The organism is Pseudomonas sp. B26(2017) (assembly GCF_002113045.1).
Classification (GTDB): domain Bacteria; phylum Pseudomonadota; class Gammaproteobacteria; order Pseudomonadales; family Pseudomonadaceae; genus Aquipseudomonas.
Window position 1 is genome coordinate 505,407 of the sequence record NZ_NEJJ01000001.1, and the last position, 25,808, is coordinate 531,214.

Annotated in this window: 18 protein-coding genes and 1 pseudogene; 7 read left to right on the forward strand and 12 right to left on the reverse strand. The window is 60.1% G+C overall.

Annotated features, from left to right (window positions below):
* Nucleotides 1–46 precede the first annotated feature (46 nt).
* From CAF79_RS02095 to CAF79_RS02110, 4 genes are all read right to left on the reverse strand, one after another.
* On the reverse strand, nt 47–808 hold the full coding sequence (locus tag CAF79_RS02095) for an SDR family oxidoreductase (protein ID WP_085696214.1): 762 nt from the start codon (nt 806–808) through the stop codon (nt 47–49).
* A 29-nt stretch (nt 809–837) separates the two neighbouring features.
* Nucleotides 838–1,665 carry an EamA family transporter gene (locus CAF79_RS02100; protein ID WP_085696215.1) on the reverse strand — a complete coding sequence of 276 codons (828 nt, stop codon included), beginning with the start codon at nt 1,663–1,665 and terminating at the stop codon, nt 838–840.
* 64 nt (nt 1,666–1,729) lie between these two features.
* Nucleotides 1,730–2,647 carry a transcriptional regulator GcvA gene (gene gcvA, locus CAF79_RS02105; RefSeq protein WP_085696216.1) on the reverse strand — a complete coding sequence of 306 codons (918 nt, stop codon included), beginning with the start codon at nt 2,645–2,647 and terminating at the stop codon, nt 1,730–1,732.
* A 42-nt stretch (nt 2,648–2,689) separates the two neighbouring features.
* Entirely contained in the window at nt 2,690–4,672 is a 1,983-nt protein-coding gene (locus CAF79_RS02110) for an FUSC family protein (protein ID WP_085696217.1), read from the reverse strand.
* Between the two features lie 77 nt (nt 4,673–4,749).
* Between CAF79_RS02110 and CAF79_RS02115 the strand changes: the two are divergent.
* The 4 genes and pseudogenes from CAF79_RS02115 to CAF79_RS02130 all read left to right on the forward strand — a co-directional run.
* A pseudogene (locus CAF79_RS02115) lies at nt 4,750–4,914 on the forward strand (helix-turn-helix domain-containing protein); the annotation flags it as partial.
* Nucleotides 4,915–5,186: 272 nt separating this feature from the next.
* Nucleotides 5,187–6,440, forward strand: a complete 1,254-nt coding sequence (gene mexE, locus CAF79_RS02120; RefSeq protein ID WP_085696219.1) for a multidrug efflux RND transporter periplasmic adaptor subunit MexE — start codon at nt 5,187–5,189, stop codon at nt 6,438–6,440.
* A gap of 15 nt (nt 6,441–6,455) precedes the next feature.
* Entirely contained in the window at nt 6,456–9,647 is a 3,192-nt protein-coding gene (locus CAF79_RS02125; RefSeq protein WP_085696220.1) for an efflux RND transporter permease subunit, read from the forward strand.
* Nucleotides 9,644–11,065 carry an efflux transporter outer membrane subunit gene (locus tag CAF79_RS02130; protein WP_085696221.1) on the forward strand — a complete coding sequence of 474 codons (1,422 nt, stop codon included), beginning with the start codon at nt 9,644–9,646 and terminating at the stop codon, nt 11,063–11,065. Before CAF79_RS02125 ends, CAF79_RS02130 begins: the two co-directional genes overlap by 4 nt.
* 58 nt (nt 11,066–11,123) lie before the next feature.
* Here CAF79_RS02130 and CAF79_RS02135 read toward each other — a convergent pair whose 3' ends face one another.
* Genes CAF79_RS02135 through CAF79_RS02145 form a run of 3 tightly spaced genes read right to left on the reverse strand, consistent with a single transcriptional unit; the run spans nt 11,124 to nt 14,434 of the window.
* Nucleotides 11,124–12,104, reverse strand: a complete 981-nt coding sequence (locus CAF79_RS02135; protein ID WP_085696222.1) for an HlyD family secretion protein — start codon at nt 12,102–12,104, stop codon at nt 11,124–11,126.
* Between the two features lie 4 nt (nt 12,105–12,108).
* The gene (locus CAF79_RS02140; protein ID WP_085696223.1) at nt 12,109–12,309 is read right to left on the reverse strand and encodes a DUF1656 domain-containing protein; all 201 of its coding nucleotides are present in this window, start codon (nt 12,307–12,309) and stop codon (nt 12,109–12,111) included.
* Nucleotides 12,299–14,434, reverse strand: coding sequence for an FUSC family protein (locus tag CAF79_RS02145; RefSeq protein WP_085696224.1), 2,136 nt, complete (start codon nt 14,432–14,434; stop codon nt 12,299–12,301). Before CAF79_RS02145 ends, CAF79_RS02140 begins: the two co-directional genes overlap by 11 nt.
* Nucleotides 14,435–14,626: 192 nt before the next feature.
* Between CAF79_RS02145 and CAF79_RS02150 the strand changes: the two genes are divergently transcribed.
* From CAF79_RS02150 to CAF79_RS02160, 3 genes are all read left to right on the forward strand, one after another.
* The gene (locus CAF79_RS02150; RefSeq protein WP_085696225.1) at nt 14,627–15,682 is read left to right on the forward strand and encodes a tetratricopeptide repeat protein; all 1,056 of its coding nucleotides are present in this window, start codon (nt 14,627–14,629) and stop codon (nt 15,680–15,682) included.
* A gap of 129 nt (nt 15,683–15,811) precedes the next feature.
* Nucleotides 15,812–17,314 carry an ATPase domain-containing protein gene (locus tag CAF79_RS02155; RefSeq protein WP_085696226.1) on the forward strand — a complete coding sequence of 501 codons (1,503 nt, stop codon included), beginning with the start codon at nt 15,812–15,814 and terminating at the stop codon, nt 17,312–17,314.
* Complete coding sequence (locus CAF79_RS02160; protein ID WP_085696227.1) at nt 17,311–18,981, forward strand: ATP-binding protein; 1,671 nt, start codon at nt 17,311–17,313, stop codon at nt 18,979–18,981. The genes CAF79_RS02155 and CAF79_RS02160 overlap by 4 nt, the downstream gene beginning before the upstream one ends.
* A gap of 13 nt (nt 18,982–18,994) precedes the next feature.
* Here the strand turns inward: CAF79_RS02160 and CAF79_RS02165 are convergent, their stop codons facing one another.
* Genes CAF79_RS02165 through CAF79_RS02185 form a run of 5 tightly spaced genes read right to left on the reverse strand, consistent with a single transcriptional unit; the run spans nt 18,995 to nt 25,548 of the window.
* Nucleotides 18,995–19,372 carry a response regulator gene (locus tag CAF79_RS02165; RefSeq protein WP_085683718.1) on the reverse strand — a complete coding sequence of 126 codons (378 nt, stop codon included), beginning with the start codon at nt 19,370–19,372 and terminating at the stop codon, nt 18,995–18,997.
* Nucleotides 19,373–19,416: 44 nt separating this feature from the next.
* Nucleotides 19,417–20,631, reverse strand: coding sequence for a hybrid sensor histidine kinase/response regulator (locus tag CAF79_RS02170; protein WP_085696228.1), 1,215 nt, complete (start codon nt 20,629–20,631; stop codon nt 19,417–19,419).
* Nucleotides 20,625–21,218, reverse strand: coding sequence for a chemotaxis protein CheB (locus CAF79_RS02175; protein ID WP_085696229.1), 594 nt, complete (start codon nt 21,216–21,218; stop codon nt 20,625–20,627). Before CAF79_RS02175 ends, CAF79_RS02170 begins: the two co-directional genes overlap by 7 nt.
* Entirely contained in the window at nt 21,215–22,048 is an 834-nt protein-coding gene (locus CAF79_RS02180) for a protein-glutamate O-methyltransferase CheR (RefSeq protein ID WP_085696230.1), read from the reverse strand. The genes CAF79_RS02175 and CAF79_RS02180 overlap by 4 nt, the downstream gene beginning before the upstream one ends.
* Entirely contained in the window at nt 22,048–25,548 is a 3,501-nt protein-coding gene (locus CAF79_RS02185; RefSeq protein ID WP_085696231.1) for a response regulator, read from the reverse strand. The genes CAF79_RS02180 and CAF79_RS02185 overlap by 1 nt, the downstream gene beginning before the upstream one ends.
* Nucleotides 25,549–25,808 lie beyond the last annotated feature (260 nt).

Genomic DNA, 25,808 nt, shown 5'->3' on the forward strand with positions numbered 1-25,808 from the left:
TCATCTGATCACTTCAGGCGCACCTCGCTATTACAGCCCGCCCGACTCATTTACCGCCCGTTACGTCCAGGAATGTACCGGTAACAAACGAGGCCTGCGCGCTGGCCAACCACAAGATGGCCCGCGCCACTTCCTCCGGCTGGCCGCCCCGGCCCATCGGGATCGAGTCCTTGACCCGATCAACCCGTCCCGGCTCGCCGCCACTGGCATGCATGTCGGTATAGATGTGACCCGGGCGGATACAGTTGACGCGAATGCCCTCGCGGGCCACCTCTTTGGCGAACCCGATGGTGAATGTTTCCAGCGCGCCTTTCGAGGCCGCGTAGTCGACATATTCATTCGGACTGCCCAAGCGCGCCGAAGCCGACGAGACATTGATTACCACGCCGCCCGCACCGCCATGCCGCCGGGACATGCGTTTCACAGCCTGCTGGGCGCACAGTATCGGCCCGAGAGCATTGACCGCAAAGATGCGCTGCATGCGCTCGAAGCCAAGGTCCTCAAGGCGTGACTGTTGCGCCAGCACGCCAGCGTTATTGACCAGGACATCGATGCGCCCGAAGGTGTGGTCGATCGCTGCGAAAAGCCCCGCGACCTGCTCGGGGTCGGCACTGTCGGCGCGCATCGCCAACGCCTTGCGTCCCATCGCTTCGACATCTGCCGCAACCTTCAGCGCGGCGGCGTCATTGGCAACGTAACTTATCGCGACGTCGTAGCCTTGTTCAGCGGCGAGTCGGGCGGTGGCGGCGCCCACTCCCCGACTGCCACCTGTGATCAGAATCAGCGGAGTCTGCGAGACGTTAACCATGAAATTACTCCTTGGCAGATGAAGCCGAGTCAGCCGATGATGATCGCGCCGCTGGCGATCACCACACAGGCCAGCATCCGGCGGACGGTAAGTGTTTCACCGAGGAACAGGTACCCAAGCAACGCCGCGAACAGCACGCTGGTTTCACGCAAGGCTGACACCGCGCCCAGCGGGGCTTCGTTCATCGCGTAAATTACGATTGCATAAGCAAGCAGAGAGACCAGCCCACCCATTGCCGCAGCGAACATTCCGGGCCGGATCGAAAACAGGCTGCGGGCATCGCGCAGACCGATGTAGACCGCCGGCATCAGCACGCCCCACAAGGCACTCATCCACACCGTGTAGGCAAGCGGCGCACCGGAAAGCCGCGCGCCAATGCCGTCGATCACGCTATAAGCCGCGATAAAGCAACCGGTTCCCAGTGCATAAGGCAGGCTTGGCACCGACAGGCTGCGTCCCCGGAAGGCCAGCGAAATGATTCCGCCTGACACCAGCGCAATGCCGAGCAACTGGCCGGGGGTGATGGTTTCGCCGGCAAACAACACGGCGCCGAGCGTAATCAACGCAGGTGATGAGCCGCGCGAAATCGGATAAATCTGTCCCAGATCGCCGACCCGGTAACTGCGCACCAGAAACAGGTTGTAGCCGACATGCAGCAAGGCCGACAGCAGCGCGTATCCCCAGCTCTGAGGTGCAGGCGCTGCCATGAACATCGCGGCAACTGCGCAAACCGTGGCAATTGCAACGCACATCACCGTCATCGACCAGAGCCGATCGACACCGCCGCGCAACAGTGCATTCCAGCCGGCGTGCAGCAGCGCGGCGAACAGGACAAGGAGGACGAGATGAGTAGGCATTGGCCATTTTAGGCAGCCCGAACGGCAGGATTACAGAGAAGACTCCTCATTGCACCATGAGTGATTATTCATGTCTTGAAACTTGCCCGCCCTGCACTATCAGCGCCTCACCGAGTAACCATTCGCGAAAACACTCAATGTGCGGCTGCGTCTCAACGCCCTTGGGACAAACGAAGTAATAAGCGAGCGGCGACTGAAACGGCACATCGAACAGCCGCACCAGACGGCCATCGCCGATTTCGTTCTCGACATGCCCACTGCGCACCAGAGCAATACCCTGGCCGAGCAAAGCCGCCTCCACCGTCATATTGGTGTCGCCAAACCTGACGCTTTCCCGCAGTGGCGAAAACGCCAGCCCGACGGACTGGAACCACACTTCCCATTTCGGCGCGAGCTCAGCGCCGTCACGAGCCAGCAGCGGCAACTGCAACAAGTCGGCAGGACTGCCCGGCATTCCGACACGCTGCAGCAGTTCGGGACTGGCCACCGGGAAAACCTGCTCACCGAACAAAAACTGCGAATACAGACCAGGATAATTGCCCTTGCCCAAGCGAATCGCGACATCGGCTTCGCTGCTGGCGAAATGGATCACCTCGTCCGTGGTGTCCAGCGACACCAACAGTTCCGGGTGCTGGCGGGCCAGGTTCGGCAAGCGTGGCAGCAGCCATTTCAGCGCGAAGGAATAGGTTGTGCTGACGCTGAGCCGGACCCTGCCCTTTTGCTCCCGCAAATCAGCCAGCGTCGCCTCAAGGCTCATGAAGAACTCGCGCACAATCGGCGCCAAGGTAGCGCCCGCAGGCGTAAGCCGTAACGACTTGCCGCGTTCAAACAGCTGCAGGCCCCAAAGTTCCTCCAAATGCCGGAGCTGATGGCTGACCGCGCTTTGGGTCACATGCAATTCCTGCGCGGCGGCGGTGAAAGTCGGGTGCCGGGTAGACACTTCGAAAGCACGCAAGGTTGCGGTCGGGGGCAGATCTCTCATAAACACAGGGTCCGGGATTGGCCAAACGTCGAAGTATGAATATCAAGTCATGTTAGAGCGAAGGTTCGCTGGTTGCTTCTTGCGTGTAACGGGACTCGCGATAATTGCGTATTGCTCCAGCAGCCAGGCGAGTTCTTTGTAAACAATCGCCAGATGTTCCGCACCGAGCCGGCTCATCGCTTTTGCTGTGCGCCGTGCCTGTACTGCAGTGATCCCCGGCTCACCCGAACATCGAGCCATTCGCCGAATGCTGGCTCGCGCACATTGGGCGACGGCAGAATCAGGGTCCATTTCGTCCGTGCACTGTTGAATTCGGTTCAATTGCTTACTCAATTGCAGCGACAGCCATCCAGCTCGGTCATCAAGCTTGATATCGGTGCCAAGCAGATTCTTCAATGTAACGATTCGATGCTGCTGTTTCGATTGCCATTGCGGGTGATTGATAGTGTCTGCACGACGCAGCAGTGACCGGATGCCCCTTTGAATAGAGCGCTTCAGTGCTTGAACATCCCGTGCTCTGTCTCTCGGCATCATCTGGAACGCCAACAGGCAGACGGCCATGGCCACGAACCAGGCGAGCGACTGATTGGCAAAATCAGCGAAATCATAGACCGCCGTACCGCCAGTACTCACCAAGGTGTTGAAGCCGATCAGGTAAGCAACCCCTTGCAGCGCGTGGCGAGGCTGACTCGTCGCATGAATCCCGAACGACCAGAATGCCGCCAGCATCAGCAGCAACAGGGGGAAATCGTTGATCTGCGGCAACAGCAGAAACTTGCACAGCGCAGCGGCGACCACGGCATAAAATGTACCCCGGATAAAACCGGCCATGCCTTGTTCCGGCGCGGGAGCGGTCGCCAGCAGTGTGCAGCAGGGCCCAACGACAGCTAGCAGCGTGGGGCCCTGACCCCAACCGCTGAGATACCAGATGGCGCCGGCGGCCAGTAAGGCGAGCAGTGCCCTGCAGCCGTTGCGTGCGGCATCGGCGTAGTTGCGGTGGAAACGCACGACCCTTACCGGTTGCCGGCGAGGGTGATCGAGGCTGGAAAAGTGTTGCAAGGCTTCGCTCAGGTCGGTCAATTGTTCGCAGAATGGTCGTACGCCGGGGGTTGCCCCCGCGCAAGCCTCCACCTGAACACGCAGTTGCCTCACGGTCTGGGCACAGGCGTGATAGTCGTCGCTTATCCGGTTACTCAGCGCGAGCAGCGCCGCACTTGTTTGGGCGAGCAACGGCGGCTCGGTTTCCATGCCGCAACGGTCGTAGTGCATATCGAGCACCACGGCGTGTAAATGCGCCAGCCCTGCCTGAATCGCCGATTGCCGCGCGCGAAGCAGCGCTGACTCACCGCGTCCCAGCCCCAACAAATCGTCCACTTTGCCGATATCGATGGCGAGCTGATGAGCCTGTGTAAACCGCTCGGCGCGCTGTTCGCCCGAGAGGTGCATCGCAAGCAGCCTGGCGCTGCGGGCACATACCTCGGCGAGCGTGCGTCTGATTTTGTTCTCCATGGTCCTCGAGCTGAACAGCGTGACCACCAGACTCAGGCAAAGCACGCCGATTGCCACCGCTGTACTACGGGTCACGATGTGCTCAAAAGCCTTTTGTGGCGCGACGATGGCGGGACCCAATGCGAGGCAGACGGTATATCCGGCCACGACGGCAGCGGTGGCCTGGTAATGCCGCAACACGGTCATCGCCGCCACACACAAGCCCAGCCACAGGCCGATGCCGAGCAAGAACAGCAACATCTGCTGGGCGAACAGCCCGGTCAGGACGCAAGCTGCGAACAAACCTGCCAAAGTCCCCAGCATCCGGTAGAAACCCTTGCCGCGAACCGCGCCTTGTACCGGCTGCACCAGCAACAACACCGTGGAGGCGCCCGAGAACGGCGAGTCCAGATGCAGCTGAAAGCCGAGCCACAGCGCCAATCCTGCCGCCAGGACGCTGCGCGATACGTAGGCGAAAGTGCCAGCCGCCCAGGGCCGAGGGATTGCCGCAAACAGCCGTATTAACAGACGGGTCATCACATGAATGCCTGCAACCAATGGATGAGGCGCCAGCGCGGCACCGCGTCGGGCTGCGTGACTTCGACGCTGGCGGTGTCGCGCTGCAAAGCCTGGCCGAGGGGAAATCCGTACAAAGGACGGCTGAAGCGTTGGGCTACGAATCCGTCAGTTCCTTCATCAGCATGTTTCGCAAAACCTTGGGCAGCCCACCCGCGCGCTATCTGCGCAGTACGCATACATCAGCGCTGGCTGAGCGTTGAGCGTGAGGGGCGCCAGGGCCTGGTCACTTCTGCCGGACATTTAATCGTCGCGTAATCCTCACCGCGCAGGTTCAATCGCGACAGTTGCAGATCGCGCAACACAGAATTGTCATCAGCCAAATTGATAGCCACCTAACGAAAGGTGCATGCTAGAGGGCTTCGCTCGGGCTTATATCATTCCGAATGATAGTTACCTTCGTGTCATTCGATTCGTTTGCTTCCTACCCGCCGAGCATCATCCGCCCATCTTCAATACATTGGCGGATGCATCCATGGAAAAATCACTCAAACATTTGCGCTTTCCGTTGGCTATGTTGGCCGTGCTGGTGATGAGCGCCTGCGGCAAGACACCGGAAACCGCCGCCACCATGCCTGCTGCCAAAGTCAGCGTGGCCAAGGTGCTGGAACAACCGGTCAACGAGTGGGACGAATTCACCGGGCGCCTCGAAGCGCCGGAAACCGTTGAAATCCGTCCGCGGGTCTCCGGCCAGATCGACGAAGTCGCCTTTACCGAAGGTGCGCTGGTCAAGAAAGGCGACCTGCTGTTCCAGATCGACCCGCGTCCGTTCCAGGCCGAGGTCCGCCGCCTCGAAGCGCTGGTTGCCCAGGCCCGCGCCAACGCCACCCGTAGTGAAAACGAAGCTGGTCGTGGCGAACGCCTGCGTGCCAGCAACGCGATCTCCGCCGAACTGGCCGACTCGCGCACCAGCGCTGCACAAGAAGCACGCGCTGCAGTCGGTGCCCTGCAAGCGCAGCTGGATCTGGCCAAACTGAACCTGAGTTTCACCCGCGTCACCGCCCCGATCAGCGGTCGCGTCAGCCGTGCCGAGATCACTGCCGGCAACCTGGTGACCGCCGACACCACTCCGCTGACCAGTGTGGTGTCCACCGACAAGGTCTACGCCTACTTCGACGCCGACGAGCGTGTGTTCCTCAAATACACCCAACTCGCCCGTCAAGGTCAGCGCGGCGCCACCACTCCGGTGTACATGGGCCTGTCCAATGAAGACGGCAACCCGCATCTGGGCCAGATGAACTTTATCGATAACCAGGTCAACCCGAAGACCGGCACCATCCGTGGTCGCGCGGTGTTCGACAACAGCGACGGCAGCTACACCCCGGGTCTGTATGCACGCTTGAAACTGGTCGGCAGCGGCACCTACAACGCCATGCTGATCAACGACGAAGCGGTCGGTACCGACCTCGGCAAGAAGTTCGTGCTGGTGATGGATGGCGACAACAAGACTGCCTACCGCGCCGTCGAACTCGGTCCGAAGATCGAAGGCCTGCGTATCGTGCGCAGCGGCCTGAACAAGGACGACACGATCGTCGTCAAGGGTCTGCAACGGGTTCGCCCGGGCTCCCCGGTTTCGCCTGAAGTGATTCCCATGGCCAGCGAGCAAACCATTGCCGCTCTCGCTCAACAACGACAAGCGCTGGAAGCCAGCAACCTGCCTAAAGTCGCACCTGCCAAAGGCGCGCCGGGTTCGGTTGTGAAACTGGCTGCTGCGACCCCACGCGGTTAAGGGACGACAACTTCGATGAATTTTTCCCAATTCTTCATTTCACGGCCGATCTTCGCAGCGGTACTGTCGCTGTTGATTTTGATCGCCGGTGCGATTTCGCTGTTCCAGTTGCCGATCAGTGAATACCCGGAAGTCGTGCCACCGACCGTGGTCGTGCGTGCCAACTTCCCGGGCGCCAACCCGAAAGTCATCGGTGAAACCGTGGCGGCTCCGCTGGAGCAGGCCATCACCGGCGTCGAGAACATGCTGTACATGTCCTCGCAATCCACCGCTGACGGCAAGATCACCCTGACCATCACCTTCGCTCTGGGCACCGACCTGGACAACGCACAGGTGCAAGTTCAGAACCGCGTGACCCGGACCGAGCCGAAGCTTCCAGAAGAAGTGACGCGCATCGGTATCACCGTCGACAAGGCTTCGCCCGACCTGACCATGGTTGTGCACTTGACCTCGCCAGACAAACGCTACGACATGCTGTACCTGTCCAACTACGCAATCCTCAACATCAAGGACGAGCTCGCTCGCCTCGGTGGCGTGGGTGACGTGCAGCTGTTCGGTATGGGCGACTACTCGCTGCGTGTATGGCTGGACCCGAACAAGACCGCTTCGCGCAATCTGACCGCCACTGATGTGGTGACCGCGATTCGTGAGCAGAACCGTCAGGTGGCCGCTGGTCAACTGGGCGCGCCTCCTGCCCCGAATGCCCAGAGCTTCCAGCTGTCGGTCAACACTCAGGGCCGTCTGGTCTCCGAGGAAGAATTCGAGAACATCATCATTCGCGCAGGCGACAACGGTGAAATCACTCGTCTGAAGGACATTGCCCGCGTCGAGCTGGGTTCCAGTCAATACGCCCTGCGTTCGTTGCTGAACAACCAGCCGGCCGTGGCAATCCCGATCTTCCAGCGTCCTGGTTCCAACGCCATCGAAATCTCGAACGAAGTTCGCGGCAAGATGGAAGAACTGAAGAAAAGCTTCCCGCAAGGCATGGACTACAGCATCGTCTATGACCCGACGATCTTCGTGCGCGGCTCCATCGAGGCGGTGGTTCACACCCTCTTCGAAGCACTGATTCTCGTGGTTCTGGTGGTGATCCTGTTCCTGCAGACCTGGCGCGCGTCGATCATTCCGTTGGTGGCGGTGCCGGTATCGTTGATCGGTACGTTTGCGGTGATGCACCTGTTCGGCTTCTCGCTCAACGCCCTGTCGCTGTTCGGCCTGGTACTGGCGATCGGTATCGTGGTGGACGACGCCATCGTGGTGGTGGAGAACGTCGAGCGGAACATTGAACTGGGGCTCAACCCCTTCGATGCGACCAAAAAGGCCATGGGTGAAGTTACGGGCCCGATCATTGCCACGGCGCTGGTGCTGTGTGCGGTGTTCGTACCGGCGGCATTCATCTCGGGTCTCACCGGTCAGTTCTACAAGCAGTTCGCACTGACCATTGCGATCTCGACCGTGATCTCGGCTTTCAACTCGCTGACCCTGTCGCCAGCGCTGGCCGCTGTTTTGCTGAAAAGTCATGACGCACCGAAAGACCGTTTCTCGCGAGTGCTGGACAAGATCTTCGGTGGCTGGCTGTTCCGTCCGTTCAACCGGTTCTTCGACCGTGCCAGTCATGGCTACGTCGGCACCGTGCGTCGGGTAATCCGTGGCAGCGGCATCGCCCTCTTCCTGTACGCAGGCCTGATGGTGCTGACCTTCTTCGGTTTCTCCAGCACACCGACCGGTTTCGTACCTGGCCAGGACAAGCAATATCTGGTGGCCTTCGCGCAACTGCCGGACGCCGCAAGCCTGGATCGTACCGAAGACGTGATCAAGCGCATGTCCGACCTGGCATTGAAACAGCCGGGCGTGGAAAGCGCCGTAGCGTTCCCGGGCCTGTCGATCAACGGCTTCACCAACAGCCCGAACGCCGGCATCGTGTTCGTGACCCTGAAACCGTTCGAAGAGCGGAAAGACCCGAGCATGTCCGCCGGTGCGATTGCTGGTGCCTTGAACGGCCAGTATGCCGGGATCCAGGAAGCCTACATGGCGATTTTCCCACCGCCGCCGGTACAAGGTCTGGGCACCATTGGTGGTTTCCGCCTGCAAATCGAAGACCGGGGCAACCTGGGCTACGAAGAGCTGTACAAAGAGACCATGAACATTATTGCCAAGAGCCATAACGTTCCGGAACTGGCCAACCTGTTCACCAGCTACACCGTGAACGTGCCGCAAGTCGATGCCGCCATCGACCGGGAAAAAGCCAAGACCCATGGCGTGGCCGTCAGCGACATCTTCGACACCCTGCAGATCTACCTGGGCTCGCTGTATGCCAACGACTTCAACCGCTTCGGTCGCACCTATCAGGTCAACGTTCAGGCTGAACAGCAGTTCCGCCTCGAGTCCGACCAGATCGGCCAGCTGAAAGTACGCAACAACAAAGGCGAAATGATCCCGCTGGCGACCTTCATCAAGGTCAGCGACACCTCGGGGCCGGATCGCGTGATGCACTACAACGGCTTCATCACCGCTGAAATCAACGGTGCGGCAGCCCCGGGCTACAGCTCCGGACAGGCCGAAAAAGCCATCGAGAAACTGCTCAAGGATGAACTTCCGAACGGCATGACCTACGAGTGGACCGACCTGACCTACCAGCAGATTCTGTCCGGCAACACCGCGCTGTTCGTGTTCCCGCTCTGCGTATTGCTGGCGTTCCTGGTGCTCGCGGCTCAATACGAAAGCTGGAGCCTGCCACTGGCGGTGATCCTGATCGTACCGATGACCCTGCTGTCGGCCATCACCGGTGTGATCATCTCTGGCGGCGACAACAACATCTTCACCCAGATCGGTTTGATCGTACTGGTGGGTCTGGCCTGTAAGAACGCGATTCTGATCGTCGAGTTCGCCAAGGACAAACAGCAGGAAGGTCTTGATCCGCTGGCCGCTGTACTGGAAGCCTGCCGTCTGCGTCTGCGGCCAATCCTGATGACCTCGTTCGCGTTCATCATGGGTGTGGTGCCACTGGTGTTCTCCAGCGGTGCCGGTGCCGAGATGCGTCATGCCATGGGTGTGGCGGTGTTCTCCGGGATGCTGGGTGTGACCTTCTTCGGTCTGCTGCTGACCCCTGTGTTCTATGTGCTGATCCGTAACTTCGTGGAGCGCAGTGAAGCTCGCAAAGCGGCCAAGGCGCAAAATCTTCAAAAGCCACTGGAGGCGCACCAATGAGTCTGAAAGTCTTCCTGCCGAGCCTGCTGGTGCTGGCCCTGAGTGCCTGCGCCGTCGGCCCTGACTACAAGACCCCGACGACGGAGGCGCCGAACATCACGTCCGCCACCGACGGCGCTGCCGGCCAGAAGAACTTCGACCGTTCGAAATTCGAAGGCATCTGGTGGCAGCAGTTCGACGATCCGACCCTCAACCAGTTGGTGACCCAATCGCTGCAAGGCAACCGTGAACTGCGCGTGGCGTTCGCCCGCTGGAAAGCTGCCCGGGCGATCCGCGACGACGTCAGCAACGATGCGATGCCGACCATCACCAGCCGCGCCAGCAGCGATCTGGCCAAAGGTCAGATCCCGGGCCAGACCACCAAACGGGTCAACAGCGAACGCTATGATCTGGGGCTGGACATGGCTTGGGAGCTGGACCTGTTCGGACGCATCCAGCGCAATCTGGAGGCCAGCGACGCCGACCAGCAGGCGGCCGAAGCCGATCTGTACCAACTGCAAGTCACCATGATTGCCGAACTGGTGGATGCTTATGGTCAACTGCGCGGTGCCCAGTTGCGGGAAAAGATCGCCCTGGCCAACCTGAACAACCAGCAGGAGTCGCGCAAGATCACCATCAGCCTGCGTGACGCCGGCGTTGGCGATCAGCTCGATGTGGAACGGGCCGATGCACGGCTGGCGTCAGTCGAGGCCAGCGTGCCGCAACTGCAGGCAGAACAGGTACGGCAGAAAAACCGCATCGCCACCCTGTTGGGTGAGCGTCCGGACAAACTGACCGTCGACCTGAGTCCGAAAGACCTGCCGGCGATTGCCAAGGCCTTGCCGATCGGTGATCCGGGCGAACTGCTGCAACGTCGCCCGGACATCCTCAGCGCCGAACGCAAACTGGCTTCGGCCACTGCGCGTATCGGTGTGGCCAAGGCCGACCTGTTCCCTCGGGTCAGCCTCAGCGGTTTCCTCGGCTGGACGGCCGGGCGTGGTTCGCAGATCGGTTCCTCGGCGGCCAATGCCTGGGCACTGGGTCCGAGCATCACCTGGGCAGCGTTTGACCTTGGCAGCGTGCGGGCCCGCCTGCGTGGCGCCGATGCCGATGCCGAAGGCGCGCTGGCCACCTACGAGCAGCAAGTGCTGCTGGCCCTGGAAGAGTCGGAAAACGCCTTCAGCGATTACGGCAAACGTCAGCAACGTCTTATTTCGCTGATCCGTCAGAGCGAATCGAGCCGCAAGGCTGCCGACCTCGCCGAGATTCGCTACCGCGAAGGCACCACCGATTTCCTGGTATTGCTCGACGCCCAGCGTGAACGTCTGAATGCCGAAGACAGCCAGGCCCAGGCCGAAGTGGACCTGTATCGCGGCATCGTTGCGATCTACAAGGCCCTCGGTGGCGGCTGGCAGCCAGAGACGGTCGCGAGCAAGTAATCGTTTTTTAAAGAGCTCCTTTGGTTGGCCGCAACCAACCAATTTTTTGCCCCGCGTATCATTCGGTCGCGGGGCTTTTTTGCGCCTGTCCTTCAGTGTTCTCCAGAACGGTGACCGTCGCGGTGGTGCCGGCTCTCAGTCGGTTCTTGCCTGCGTAATCGGGATCGATGCCGATCCGCACCGGCACCCGTTGCGCCAGTTTCACCCAGGTGTAGCTGGGGTTGATGTTGGCCAGCAATCGACTGCCCGGCGCGTTTTCCCGGTCAGCAATGGCGAAGGCAATGCTTTGCACGGTGCCGCCGAATTTTTCCCCGCTCATCAATTCGATCCGCACCCGGTCGCCCTCCTCGATGCGTGGCAGCTTGGTTTCCTCGAAATAGCCGCTGACATAAAACGAGCCGCTGTCCACCAGCGCCAGCAAGGCGCCGCCGGCCACCGCGTAATCCCCCTGACGGGTCAGCAGGTTGGTGACATAACCGCTGACCGGCGCTTCGACACGGGTGCGTTGCAAATCCAGTTCAGCCTGGGTCAATGCCGCAATCGCCAGTTGCACGTTGGCTTCGGCCAGACCGAGATTCGCCTGATTGCGTAACAGATCCGCTTGGGCCACCGCTACGTCAGTGCTCGACTTCTCCCACTCCTCCCCTGAAATCGCAAACCCTTGCTTGAGCGTACGTCGCCGGCGCTCTTCGCTCTGGCGCTGTTTGAGCAACGCTTCGCTGGCAACAATGGCCGCTTGCGACTGCCCGAGCGTGGCCCTGGCAACCTCCACCGAGCGCTTCGCATGCTCGACGGCGAGGCTGTAGCGAGCCGGGTCGATCTCCAGCAACAACTGCCCCTTGTCGACATGCTGGTTGTCCTGCACCGCCAGCGTGACGATGCGGCCAGAAACATCGGCCGATAGCGTCACCACATCCGCCCTCACCCGCGCATCCCGCGTCCATGGGGCCCGGGTGTAATGCTCCCAGGCAAACCAGCCGAGCACGATCGCCAGCAGTACCACCGCCAATGTCGTCAATCGAGTGAGCAAGGTCTTCAAGGTTTCAGGCTCCCATCAGCAGAATCAGTGTGGCGCACACACAGGCATACAGAGCGCCTTCGAACAGCGCCTCGTGCCAGACAAAACGCAGGACGCCGAGCCGGCGCAAACCCCAGTCGAGAAATAAAAAAACCGGTATGGCCAGCAACAGGGCCTGGGCGATGGGAGGCAGGTAAACGCCGCCAATCTCGAAATCAATGGGCAAGGACGGGCTCTCCTTCAGAACGGTGGGGCTGCAAATGCTCGCCGTGTCGCTCCAGAAACGACACCACGATCAACAGGGCCACACGCATGCGAAACACCGACCACAAGTGTTCATGGGTGGCGACATGCAAGGCATCCAGCTCATCGCCAAGCGCATGCAGCGTAGTCAGCAACGGCGTCAGGGGCACATCGGGTCGGCCCGCGACAAAACGACCGGTCTGACGCAACGCCGTCGCCAGCTGTCGACCAAAAGCGTCGGTGAGCAATGTGTTGCTTTGCGCCTGTTGCCTGAGCTGGTGTATGGCCACGCCCAGCGCCACACAGCCGAGACTGATTTCATACAGACGCTGCATGTCCCGATCATTGGCGGCCGGCAACACGCCCAGCATCGAAGTCAGGCGATCGACCATACGGCTTTCGAAGGCGAATTGCTGTTCGTCGGTGGCCGGACTCTTGATCAGTTCATAGACCTGCTCCCTAGCCTCGTTGTAGAAGCGCCGGATCCGCAGGGCCGGACGGAACGGGAAAATCCAGGCATAGACAATCAATGCCAACATCGCCGCACTGACGTAGGCCCCGGCAAATTCGAACCATTGAATGGCGGTGTTCTGCCCGGTACCGACGTTCTGCGGACCGAGCATCAAAAAACTCGACAGCCCCAGCCCCATGCCAATACCGGCGGTGGCCGGGCTGGACAGTCCGACCGCGATCACATACAGCAACGGCGCGAGCATCAAGGCCAACATTTCAAAATCACTGATCGTCGGGACCAGCATGAACTGATAGAACGCCGACACCACCAGTGCCAGTCCCAGCCCTCGGGCGTAGCTCTGCGCGGCGATCAGAGGTCGCGGGAACGTCGCCATCAACGAACACAGGATTCCCACCAGGATCATCCCGCCCCGCGCGCCGTCCCAGGCGGTTTCGATCCAGATCAGCCCGGCCACCAGCAATGCGCTGAAGGCGCGGATGGCGTTCATCGTCGCGAGCGTGAAATCCAGATGCAAGGGATTGGATTGGCCACGGAACATGCAGCTGGCTTCCCGCCCTTCCTGTATCGCATCGCTCAATTCGAGAATCTGCTCCAGTTGCTGCAACAGCCGCGCCTGTTCCCAACGCAATGCCCAGGCCAGCGAGCGCAGGGTTGCACTCATGTCTTCCGTCAGCTGTTCGGCCTTGTAGGCGAGCGCTTCGAATTGCTGTTGCAGCGCGACGAACTGATGACGAACCTCGGCCGGTAAGGAGCGCCCTTGTTCTGCGAGCTGATCAAGCAGTGCCAGCTCCTCGGCGCGCAATTGCTGGATGTCCAGCGGCAGATCGCCCTCCCAGCGTTCGGTGAGCAATTCCCGCTGGTGACGCAACGCGGTCAGGCGCGAGGTCAGCAACATCAGTTGATTGCCCAGCAACAGCACCAGATTGTTGGCACTGCGCAGGCGCGGGGCATCGAAGTACAAATGCCGGCGCAGCCCTTCAAGCGCACTGATCTCCCCCAGCAACTGCATTTGCCGGCGCTGAAAGTCCGCTTCGCTTTCTTCTGTCCTGAGGACGGCAGCCGAATGACTGGCGACCAACCTGATCACCTGATCGACCTTCGCGAAATAGTTGCGTGATACCGCCTCTGGCCGCGCCGTCAGCAGGCTGACCACGCACACGCACGCCACCGCCAGCAAGGTTTCGGTAACCCGGGTCACCGCCAGCAGGAAAGTGCCGTCCTGATCCGGAATCGCCAGCAGCGCCACCACCACGGCGGTATACCCACTGAGCACGAACGCCTGCGAGCTGGTGTAGCGCAACAACGTGCCGCCGGCCGTGCACAGGGCCAGCCACAGCGCCAGGGTCGTGATGAACGGCAACGGCGCCTGGGGAAAAATCGCCATCAGCAGCACTGCCACTGCCGCGCCGAGGGTCGTCCCGATGATTTGTCCGAAGCTGCGTGCCAGCGCCATCCCGGCCAGGGGCTGGCTGATGATCACCACGGCCATGATCGACCATTTCGGCTGGTCCAGATCGAACAGGAACGCCAGGTACAAGGTCAGCAATCCGGCGGCAATGGTGCGCAAACCAAACAGCAGCACTGCCTGGCTGGGGTGGATCACCGCCTTGAAATAAACAAGCAGGGATTGCATGGGTAGCCTCTTCGAAACAACTTCTGCAAGCGTAGACACTGCATGGAGGGCATGACGACTAACAGGGTCGACAAAAGCTGTAGGGCGATTCAACGCCTGTAGCAGGCCATATCCGGCAGAGAGTTTGACTCACGGCGCGAGCTGACAGAAGCTTGCGACCTCCGCTACAAAACGAAAGTTTCGGAAATCCGCATGCCTCAGTCTCGCCGCTATTTGCTCGTCAGCCTCGGCCTCGTGCTGGTCTTCATCGTGGCCTGGCTGTCATTGCGCAGTACCGCGCCCGTGGTGCCGGAAGCGATCAGGCATGGGTACAGCGAAGCGCTGGCTGCCGCTCGTGCCGGGCAGCCGGGTGCCGCGCGAGTTTTGTATCAGCAACTGGGGCGTCCGGATCTGTCGGTCAAGCGGCGTGTGTGGCTGCATGCCGAACTACCCAATTACCCGAGCCCGCAGGCCTTGAAGCTGGCGGATGCCGATCTGCAAAACGCATCGCCGGACGTTCGGCTGGCAGCGATCAAAAGCGTGACCGGTCTGGTGCCGGGCGGACAGCGCAGCCTTCTGCTGGGGCCATTGCTTGAGGATGAAGACCAAACTGTCCGCTTCGCGGCGATCAACGCCCTGCTCGGCTTGTCTCCGGATCAACTGGGCCTGTATTTCGCCCCGCTCCAGCAAGGCATCGACGTGTGGGAGCAGGCGCTCAAGAGCCAGCCGCAAAGCGCGGCCAACTACGTGCAACTGGCGCGCCTGTATCTGCACAACGCCGAGCTGAAACAGGCACAGGAAGCGTTGGAGCAGACCTTGCGCCTGGACCCCGGGAACTTGCCGGCGCTGGTGATGCAGATTGAAGTGCTCGACCGCCAGGGCCAGAGCGACGCCGCGCGGCAATTGCTCGCTCGACAATTGAAGGCCCAACCCGACTCGGCTTATCTGCAACATGCGCTGGGACTCTGGCTGTTGCACCACGATCAGCGCGAGTACGCCCTGCTCGGTCTGTCCAAAGCCGTGGAGCTGGAGCCTGACAACAAGGACTACCGCTACGACCTCGCCACCACCCTGCACAGCGCCGAAGAACTGGAAGCGGCGCAAAAGCAGTTGCAGGAAATCGTCCAGCGCCACCCGGCTGATCGCAAGGCGCGGGTGCTGCTGATCAGTTACTGGAAAGAGAGCGGCCAGTTACAGAACGTACAGATTCTGCTGGCCCAGCTTGAGCAGATGAACCCGGACGACCCTTCGTTGCAGCAAGGACTCTAGCGGTCTTCTCGACACATCCTGCAAGAAACTTGGAACCGCCGTCTCGGCATAAGGTCATGTAAATCAGGCAGTGCCAAACGGCGTCCGGCGCCCGCTGCCTGGTTTCTCCTAGTCATGAGAGGGCATTTTTTGTCTACATCGAACGCGTTGATCAGTGCCAAAGCCGCCACCGGCATCGAGGGCCTCGACGATATCCTGGCCGGTGGTTTGTCTCGCAGTCATGTTTTCTTGCTGGAGGGCGAGCCTGGAACCGGTAAAACCACCGTCGCGTTGCATTTTCTGCTGGCCGGCGCCCGTGCCGGTGAACGTTCGTTGTACATCACGCTGTCCGAAACCGAGCACGAATTGCGCCAGGGTGCGGCGTCCCACGGCTGGGAACTGGACGAAAACATCGAGATTTTCGAGCTGACGCCTCCGGAAAGCCTGCTCAACGCCGAACATCAGCAAAGCCTGTTGTACTCCTCGGATCTTGAGCTGGGCGAAGCGACCAAACAGATTTTCGAAGTGGTCGAGCGCTTCAAGCCCACCCGGGTCGTACTCGACAGCCTCTCGGAAATCCGCCTGCTGGCGCAAAGCTCCCTGCGCTACCGCCGCCAGATCCTGGCGATCAAGCATTACTTCGTGCGCTACGACGCCACGGTTTTGCTGCTGGATGACTTGACCACCGAATCCCTCGACAAAACCGTTCACAGTGTCGCTCACGGTGTGATCCGCCTCGAAGAGCTGACCCCCAACTACGGCGCCGAACGCCGTCGCGTGCGGGTGATCAAGTATCGCGGCCAGAAATACCGTGGCGGCTTCCATGACTTCACCATCACGGGCGATGGCGTGCACGTTTTCCCGCGTCTGGTGGCGGCGGAGCACCGCAGCGACTACCCGCGGCTGCAGCTGTCCAGCGGCATCAGGGAAATGGACGCTCTGTTGGGCGGCGGTATCGAGACCGGCTCCAGCACGCTGATTCTGGGCCCGGCAGGGACAGGCAAATCCTTGATCAGCATGATTTTCGCGGCGGCTGCCGTGGCGCGCGGTGAAAAGGCTGCCCTGTTCATTTTTGACGAAGAATTGGGCCTGCTGTTCGAGCGCATGAAAAACATCGGCATCGACCTGAAGGCCCTGCAGGCCACCGGCAACCTGCTGATCGAACAGGTCGACGCCGCCGAGCTGTCCCCCGGCGAGTTTTCCCACCGCGTACGCCGCTGTGTCGATGAAGGTGACATCAAGACCGTGGTGATCGACAGCATCAACGGCTATCAGGCCGCGATGCCCGAAGAAAACGCGCTGGTACTGCACATGCACGAACTGTTGCTGTACCTGAACCGCAAGGGCGCCGCGACGTTCATGACCGTCGCCCAGCATGGACTGGTCGGCGACATGCATGCTCCGGTCGATATCACTTACCTGGCCGACACGGTAATTCTGCTGCGTTACTTCGAAGCCGCGGGCAAGGTCCGTCGGGCCATCTCGATCATCAAGAAACGCACCGGCAGCCATGAATCGACCATCCGCGAATACCGCATTTCCACTCAAGGCATGACCATCGGTGAGCCTTTGGAGGCCTTTCAGGGTGTATTGCGCGGCGTGCCCACCTACCTCGGTGCAAGCAACCCGCTGCTCAAGGATGACAACTTGTGACCGTCACCGTACCGCTATCGGAACGGGCGCTGATCCTTGCGCCGCTGGGACGCGACAGCCAGGTAGCGCTGATGATTCTCAACGAGGCCGGATACGGTGGGCTGATCACGCCCGACCTGGCCACTCTTTGTACCGAGCTCGAGCCCGGCGCCGGTCTGCTGCTGATCGCTGCCGAGGCCCTTAATGGTCCGGAACTCGAGTGCCTGCTGGCGTATCTGGAACAACAACCTGCGTGGTCTGATTTGCCAATCGTCCTGCTCACCCATCACGGCGGATCCGAACAAGGCCCTTCGTCGCAGCTCAGCAAGTTGTTGGGCAACGTCACTTTTCTTGAGCGCCCTTTCCATCCGGCCACCCTGGTCAGCCTGATCTCCACCGCCCTGCGTGGACGACGACGACAGTACGAGGCCCGCGACCGCCTGATCGATCTGAGCAATAGCGAACGTCGCCTGCAATCGACGCTGGAAACCCTTGAGCAACAAGTGGAGGAACGCACCGCGCAACTGCGGCACAACGAGGAAGCCCTGCGCCAGTCGCAGAAGATGGAAGCGGTCGGCCAGCTCACTGGCGGTATCGCCCACGACTTCAACAACATGCTGACCGGAATCATCGGCAGTCTTGAATTGCTGCGCCGGCGGCTGGCCCGTGGCCGCCTGGATGATCTTGACAGCCTGATCGACCTCGGTGTGACCTCGGCCAACCGCGCCGCTGGCCTGACTCACCGCTTGCTGGCGTTCTCCCGTCGCCAGTCGCTGGATTCCAAAGCCGTTCATATGAACGATCTGGTGCAATCGATGGGTGAGTTGCTGCAACGCAGCCTCAACGAAAGCATTCACCTTGACATGCGCCTGCACCAACAATTGTGGGTGGCCGAGGCCGACCCCAATCAACTGGAAAGCGCCCTGCTCAACCTGGTGATCAACGCACGTGACGCGATGCCCGACGGCGGCAATCTGGTGGTCGAGACGGGTAATCAGGTGCTGGATCCAGACTACACCGCGGCCTACAGCAATCTTGAACCTGGTGATTACGTTGTATTGAGCGTCACAGACAATGGCTGCGGCATGCCGGAAAGTGTCATCAATCGCGCGTTCGATCCGTTCTTCACCACAAAGCCGATCGGCCAGGGCACCGGTTTGGGTCTGTCGATGATCTACGGTTTCAGCAAACAGTCCGGTGGTCATGTGTCGATCGACAGCAAGATCGATAAGGGCACCACGGTCAAACTCTACCTGCCGCGATTCCAGGGCGAATCACTGCCTCACGCACCAACGGATATGGAACAGGCGCCCGACGCCGTGGAAGGCGAAACCGTATTGATCGTCGAAGACGACCCGGCCGTGCGCGTGCTGGTCAGTGCAGTATTGAGTGAACTGGGTTATGGATTTGTCGAGGCCAGCGATGCCGACGGTGCCGTGCCGATTCTGGATTCGGAGCAGCGCATCGATCTGCTGATCAGCGACGTCGGCCTGCCGGGCATGAACGGTCGGCAACTGGCGGAAATCGGCCGGCAATACCGGCCAGACCTGAAGGTCCTGTTCATCACAGGTTATGCCGAGCACGCCGCTGTGCGCGGCGGGTTTCTCGATCCTGGCATGCAGATGATCACCAAACCGTTCACCTTCGATCTGCTGACGGCAAAGGTTCGGGAAATGATCAAGAGCTGAGGCGGTTGACGCCTCAGGCCAGCAGTTCCTGAATCTTCTCCTGCAATACATCCAGATCGAATGGTTTTTCCAGGATCGGCGCCCGGCGGGTAATCGGGCTGCCGGTCTCGCGGATTTCCTGCGGATAGCCGCTGATGAAGATCACCTTCAGATCAGGGCGCAATTTGACGGCGGGCTCGGCGATCTGCACGCCGGAGATCCCGCCAGGCAGGCGAAAATCAGTAATCAACATGTCCAGATGCGGCTTGCTCGCCAGAATCTCGAACGCCTGCTCGCCGTTTTCGGCCTGCAATACGCGATAGCCCTGGCTTGACAGATAGTCTGTCAGGACCATCAGGATCACCGGTTCGTCCTCGACGACGAGTACTACATCTTGTGCATCTACGCTCATGGGAAGCCTTTGTTCGTTCAATAGCTGCTGATACGACCGTGTGGTCACTCAGAGGTTGCGTTTGTTTTGCCGTTTTCCTGGAGCGGCAGACAGACGCGAAACAGGGCGCCCTCGTTGATCTTGCTTTCGACGACGATGGAGCCGCCATGGGCGGCGACGATCTGTTCGGAAATGAACAACCCCAGCCCGAGGCCGGCCACCACTGTCTTGGCGGAGACACGTTCGAACTGTTGAAAAATGCGCTTCTGATTCTCTTCGCTGATGCCGATGCCCTGATCCTGAACCTCGATCCGGGCTTCATCGTCTTCGCGATAAACCCGAACCTGGATCGGACTTTTACCGCCATAACGCAAGGCATTGGTCAGCAGGTTCGACACCACTTGCTCGATACGGAATTCGTCCCACTGCCCTTCCACCGGTTCGGTCGCGGTGAAACTGACTTCAGTCTCGGCGGCTTCGATCTGCTGGGCGAAATTCTCCAGCAGAGTGCCCACCAACTGCACGAGGTCAAAGCGACTCGGTCGGATCGACAACTTGCCGGTGCGAATCCGCGAAACGTCGAGCATGTCTTCGATCAGTCGGATCAGGCTTTTGATCTGGCGCTCGTCGCGGTCGACCATGGCGTGCATCTTGTCGAGGGTGAATGCGGCGGCGTTGTCCCGGGCCAGGTGCATCTTGCGCAGTTGGGTTTCGAGAATAAGGCCGTTGAGCGGCGTACGTACTTCATGGGCGACGATCGACATGAAATCGTCGCGCATGCGCACCGCTTGCTCCAGTTCGCCCTGAGTGCTTTGCAGTTGCTGCAACAGCGCTTCCTGCTCGCGCCGGCTCTGCTCGAGCGCTTCGACCTGTTGCTTCATCGCCTTGCTCTGGCGGTACAGGTCGACGAAGACGTTGACCTTGCTCTTCACCGCATGGATATCCAGCGGCTTGTGCAGAAAGTCCACCGCCCCGCTTTCATAGCCCTTGAACGCATAATTGAGTTCACGGCCGGCGGCGCTGACAAAGATGATCGGGATGTTCTTGGTTTTCTCGGTGCCGCGCATCAGTTCGGCCAGCTCGAAGCCGTTCATGCCGGGCATCTGCACGTCGAGGATGGCCATGGCGAATTCGTGTTGCAGCAGCAGCGACAGCGCTTCGTCCGCCGACAGCGCTTTATAGACGGTGCGGTCTTCGCGTTTGATCAGCGCTTCGAGGGCCAGCAGGTTCTCGGGCAGATCGTCGACGATCAGCAGTTTTGCCTGGATATTACTCAGCATGCGATTCGTTCCAGCTCGACAAGCAGACGGCCGATGCCGTGGATGGGAAGAATGTAATCCGGTTGATGTGTCTTCAGCGCCGCGCGTGGCATTGTCGCGACCTGCGCCTCGTCCGGGTCTTGCACGATGGTCAGCCCGCCCTGGCGTTTGACTTGCGCCAGGCCCCGCGCGCCATCGTGGTTGGCACCAGTCAGCAACACTGCAGCCAGCGTCGGCCCGTAGGCATCGGCGGCGGATTCGAACAGGAAGTCGATCGAAGGCCGCGAGTGATGCAGACGGTCTTCAAGACTCAGCGACAAGGAGAAATCCTGCTCTATCGACAAGTGATAGCCCGGCGTCGCGAAATACACGGTGCCGGGGGTGATGTCCTGTTTGTCGATGGCTTCTGCCACCGGCAACGTCAGCCGTCGGGCGAACACATCGGCGAGCTGGCTGCGGCGCTCTTCAGGCAAATGCAACACGATGATGATCGGCAGCCCGAATCCGGCCTTTAATGAACCGAGCAAGTTCAGCAACGCCTCGACGCCACCGGCAGAAGCTCCGATCACAATCGCCTCGATCCGAGGCAAATCCGCTGCACTGTTCATGTTTTTCGGTAGATCCGTTCTTGTTTCACCAGCGGTTCGAACTGGTTGGAATAGCCGGAAAAATCCAGGGTTTCCTTGCTGCCCAACACCAGAAAACCGCGGTGGCACAACGATTCGTGAAACAACCCAAACGCTCGATCCTGAAGTTTTTTGTTGAAATAAATCAACACGTTACGACATGAAATTAATTGGGTTTCGGAGAATACGCTATCGGTCGCCAGGCTGTGATCGGCGAAGGTCACGTTCTCGCACAGGCTCTTGTCGAAAATCGCGTAGCCATAGGCAGCAGTGTAGTAGTCGGCGAACGAGCGCTGGCCACCGGCCTGCTGATAGTTGGCGGTGTAGGCGCGCACGTTCTCCATCGAAAAGATCCCCTGCTTGGCCTTTTCCAGCGAGCGCGGGTTGATGTCGGTGGCGTAGATGATCGTGCGATCAAGCAGGCCCTCTTCGCGCAGCAGGATCGCCATCGAGTAGACCTCCTCGCCGGTGCTGCACCCCGCGATCCAGATCTTGATCGACGGATAGGTCCTGAGCAGCGGCACCACTTCCTGACGGATCGCCAGGAAGTGCGACGGATCGCGGAACATCTCGCTGACCGGGATTGTCAGCAATTGCAGCAACTGCATGAACGCCGTCGGGTCGTGCAGGACTTTCTCCTGCAAGGCCGAGATGGTCGCGCATTCGAACTGGCTCAGCGCATGTTGCACCCGGCGCTTGATCGAAGCGCCAGAGTAATCGCGAAAGTCATAGCTGTATTTGAGATAAATCGCCTCGATCAGCAGCCGCAGTTCGATTTCACTGTTTCGTTCAACGTGATGACTACGTTCCACTAAATGCGTTCCATCTTCGGTAACCACACGCGAATCAGCGAGAACAGGCGATCCAGGTCGATGGGCTTGGCCAGGTAATCATTGGCGCCCGCCTGCAGGCAACGCTCCTGATCATCCTTCATGGCCTTGGCCGTCACCGCGATGATCGGCAGCTTGCGCCAGCGCGGATCCTTGCGGATTTCCATGGTGGCTTCAAACCCATCCATTTCCGGCATCATCACGTCCATCAGCACCAGGTCGATGTCCTCGACTTCATTCAGTTTTTCAATCGCTTCACGGCCGTTACGGCCGATGACCACGACTGCACCCTTGGTTTCCAGCGCGCTGGTCAGGGCGAAGATGTTGCGCACATCGTCGTCTACCAGCAACACTTTCCGACCTTCGAAGACCTTGTCGCGGCTGCGGGCGGTCTTGAGCATCTTCTGCCGTTCATGGGACAACTGCGATTCGACTTTGTGCAAAAAGAGTGTGACCTCATCCAGCAAACGCTCCGGCGAGCGCGCGCCCTTGATGATGATCGAGCGCGAATACTTGCGCAGGTCGGACTCTTCGTCGCGGGTCAGGTTGCGTCCGGTATAGACGATGACCGGCGGGAACGAGCAGATGTCCTCGGTGGACATTCGCTTGAGCAATTCGTTGCCGAGCATGTCCGGCAGCTTCAGGTCGATGACCATGCAATCGAATATCGTCGTGCGCAATAACTCCAGCGCGTCCTGTGCCAGGCCGACGGCGGTGATCTCGATGTCGTCGTCGCCGATCAGTCGGGCGATGCTTTCCCGTTGCAGATCGTCGTCCTCGACCAGCAGTACGCGTTTGACCTTCTGGGTCAGCTTGGCTTCCAGACGGGCGAACACATCCTTGAGTTCTTCGCGAGTGGTCGGTTTGACCGCATAACCGATGGCGCCCATGTGCATCGCTGCTTCGACACGGTCTTCCACGGAAATCACATGCACCGGAATGTGCCGGGTTTCGGCGTGTTCTTTCAGGCGTTGCAGGACGGTCAGACCCGAGTGGTCCGGCAGGCGCATGTCCAGCAGGATCGCGTCCGGCACGAACTCTTTCGCCAGGTCGTAACCTTCGTCGGCGCCGTGGGCAACCAGGCACTGATAGCCCAGTTCGTGGGCCAGATCGTAGAGGATGTGCGCAAAATTCGGCTCGTCTTCCACCACCAGGATGCAACGAGTATTGAACGGCGCCTTGTTGCGATCATCGTCGAAGCGCGGGATGTGGACCGGCGCCAGAGGCGAAACCGCCGCCACGGACGCCACGGGCGCGATGACCGGCGTAGAGGCCGGTGGGGTGAAGGTCAACGGCGTTATCGGCGTGTCACCCGGCTCACGGTATTGCTGCGGCAACACCAGAGTGAAAGTACTGCCCTGCCCCGGCGCACTGCTGACGCTGATCGAACCGCCCAACAGCGTCGCCAGATCCCGGGAAATCGACAGACCCAACCCGGTGCCGCCGTATTTGCGGTTGGTGGTGCCGTCGGCCTGGCGGAAGGCTTCGAAAATACTTTCCTGTTGATCCTGCGCAATCCCGATTCCCGAATCGCGCACAATGAAGCCAATGCGATCGTCCGGCTGGCCGGCGATGGTCAGGCTGACAGTCCCGTGCTCGGTGAATTTCACCGCATTGGACAGCAGATTCTTGATCACCTGTTCCAGACGCTGACGGTCGGTAAACAGGGTGATCGGTGCATCAGGCTGCAATTCGACGTTGAACGTCAGTTTCTTTTCCGCCGCCAGCGGTTCGAACAGGCTGCGCAGGCTGTCGGCCAGACGCGCGACGCTGGTGTTTTCCGGCATCACTTCGAGTTTGCCGGCTTCCACTTTGGAAATGTCGAGAATGTCGTTGATCAGGTTGAGTAGATCGTTGCCGGCGGAATAGATCGACTCGGCAAACTTGACCTGCTCGGCACTGAGGTTTTCCTGCGGGTTTTCCGCCAACAGCTTGGCCAGGATCAGCGAGCTGTTCAGCGGCGTGCGCAGTTCGTGGGACATGTTGGCCAGGAATTCGGACTTGTACTTGCTTGAACGCTGCAACTCTTCGGCGCGTTCTTCGAGCTGGATCTGGGCCTGATTGAGCTCGGTGTTCTTCTGGTCCATGGCATCGCGCTGCTCGGCCAGAGTCTGGGCCTGTTCGGCCAGTTGCTCGTTGGTCTGTTCCAGTTCGATTTGCTGGGTTTCCAGATGCGCCTGGGATTCCTTGAGAATCCGCGACTGCTCTTCCAGCTCTTCGTTGGCGGTCTTCAGCTCTTCCTGTTGCACCTGCAACTCTTCGTTGAGTTGCTGGGTTTCGGCCAGCACTTCCTGCAAGCGTTGGCGATAGCGCGCCGCTTCGATGGAGGTGCCGATGTTGCCGGCGATCAGTTCCAGCAACGCCACATCACGATCGGTGAGCGGACGCAGGAAACCCAGTTCGATCACGCCGTTGACCCGTTCGTCATCGCTGGTCGGCACCACCAGCACGCTGTGCGGCAGGCCTTCGCCCAGGCCGGAGCTGACCTTGAAATAGTCGGACGGCACCGAATCGAGTCGAATCAGCCGGGCCTGCTGGGCGACCTGACCGACAAGGCCTTCGTCGCTGTAGATCGATTGATCCTGTTGTTCCTGCTCGCGGGAGAAACCGTAGGTCGCCACGCGTTTGAGGCCACCATGTTCTTCGCGCACATACAAAGCAGCGACAGCGCTGCCAAGGTACTGGGCACAGAATTGCAAAATGTTGCGCCCCAGCAGATTGAGCGTCAGTTGCCCCAATACCTGCTCTGCAAGCTGAGTCTGGCCATTGCGCAGCCAGGCTTGCTGCTCCAGACGAAGCGCGCTGGCCTCTTGCGCCGCCAGGGTTGCGCCATAGCTTTGGGACAGGTTGAGCAGATCGCGCCGGCCTACATAGGCCAGCAGGCCGCTGATGCCGGCCACGAACAGCAGGTAGAGGCTGATGCTCCAGATCGTGGTGCGGCGCACGTCTTCGTTGCGTGAAGCACGCAGCAGCTGTTCGGTTTCAATCACGTCTTCGAACTGTTTACGTATTTCGTCGGTCAGGCGCTTGCCCTTGCCCGCTTTGACTGCTGCCTTGTAGTCACCGCTCGCGCGTTGCAGATCGATCATCGACTGCGCATACGTCGCCCATTCGGTTTGCAGCGCCTGAAGACGACGCAGGCGATCGGTCTGCGCCGGATTGTCGGCAGTCAGTTCAAGCAAGGTGCTCAGCGCCACGGCGATGCGCGGCTTGGCCGTCTCGTACGGGTCGAGGAAATGCTCGTCGCCGCTGAGCAGAAAACCGCGCATGCCGGTTTCCAGGTCCACGGTGAGTTTCACCGCTTCGTTGGCGTTATTGATCACCCGGTCGGTGTGCTCCACCCACTGAATCACGGACAACAGATAAGTGATCAGCGAAACGAAGAACACGGCACTGATGAAGCCGACGCCCAACGGCAAACTGACGTTGCGGCTCAGAAGTTTGCGAAACCGTTGCTCATCAACCGAAGACGGAGAGGACATGTGGCAGCCTTGTCGAACTGGTGAAAACCAGGGAGTTTGCCCCAAAACAGCGGCATGGATCCATTTTTCTCACAGTTTTAGTATCGTTTTCCTACATTTGCCTGCGCCGAATCGCAGGCCAGCGGTTATCCTTGCCCACCCGTTTGCGCCTATTCTTTTTTGTATCCATCCGGGAACTTGTGGCTATGCGCCACTTACTCATGCAAGAGCCCGGCATTTTTGATCGACCGGCGCCCCGCCCCCCATTCTTGAGAGCCGCC

What these genes read in the sequence shown, in the direction of transcription:
- CAF79_RS02095 (WP_085696214.1), bottom strand. Translation starts at nt 808, where the DNA reads ATGGTTAACGTCTCGCAGACTCCGCTGATTCTGATCACAGGTGGCAGT.
- CAF79_RS02100 (WP_085696215.1), bottom strand. Translation starts at nt 1,665, where the DNA reads ATGCCTACTCATCTCGTCCTCCTTGTCCTGTTCGCCGCGCTGCTGCAC.
- gcvA (WP_085696216.1), bottom strand. Translation starts at nt 2,647, where the DNA reads ATGAGAGATCTGCCCCCGACCGCAACCTTGCGTGCTTTCGAAGTGTCT.
- CAF79_RS02110 (WP_085696217.1), bottom strand. Translation starts at nt 4,672, where the DNA reads ATGACCCGTCTGTTAATACGGCTGTTTGCGGCAATCCCTCGGCCCTGG.
- mexE (WP_085696219.1), top strand. Translation starts at nt 5,187, where the DNA reads ATGGAAAAATCACTCAAACATTTGCGCTTTCCGTTGGCTATGTTGGCC.
- CAF79_RS02125 (WP_085696220.1), top strand. Translation starts at nt 6,456, where the DNA reads ATGAATTTTTCCCAATTCTTCATTTCACGGCCGATCTTCGCAGCGGTA.
- CAF79_RS02130 (WP_085696221.1), top strand. Translation starts at nt 9,644, where the DNA reads ATGAGTCTGAAAGTCTTCCTGCCGAGCCTGCTGGTGCTGGCCCTGAGT.
- CAF79_RS02145 (WP_085696224.1), bottom strand. Translation starts at nt 14,434, where the DNA reads ATGCAATCCCTGCTTGTTTATTTCAAGGCGGTGATCCACCCCAGCCAG.
- CAF79_RS02150 (WP_085696225.1), top strand. Translation starts at nt 14,627, where the DNA reads ATGCCTCAGTCTCGCCGCTATTTGCTCGTCAGCCTCGGCCTCGTGCTG.
- CAF79_RS02165 (WP_085683718.1), bottom strand. Translation starts at nt 19,372, where the DNA reads ATGAGCGTAGATGCACAAGATGTAGTACTCGTCGTCGAGGACGAACCG.
- CAF79_RS02170 (WP_085696228.1), bottom strand. Translation starts at nt 20,631, where the DNA reads ATGCTGAGTAATATCCAGGCAAAACTGCTGATCGTCGACGATCTGCCC.
- CAF79_RS02175 (WP_085696229.1), bottom strand. Translation starts at nt 21,218, where the DNA reads ATGAACAGTGCAGCGGATTTGCCTCGGATCGAGGCGATTGTGATCGGA.
- CAF79_RS02185 (WP_085696231.1), bottom strand. Translation starts at nt 25,548, where the DNA reads ATGTCCTCTCCGTCTTCGGTTGATGAGCAACGGTTTCGCAAACTTCTG.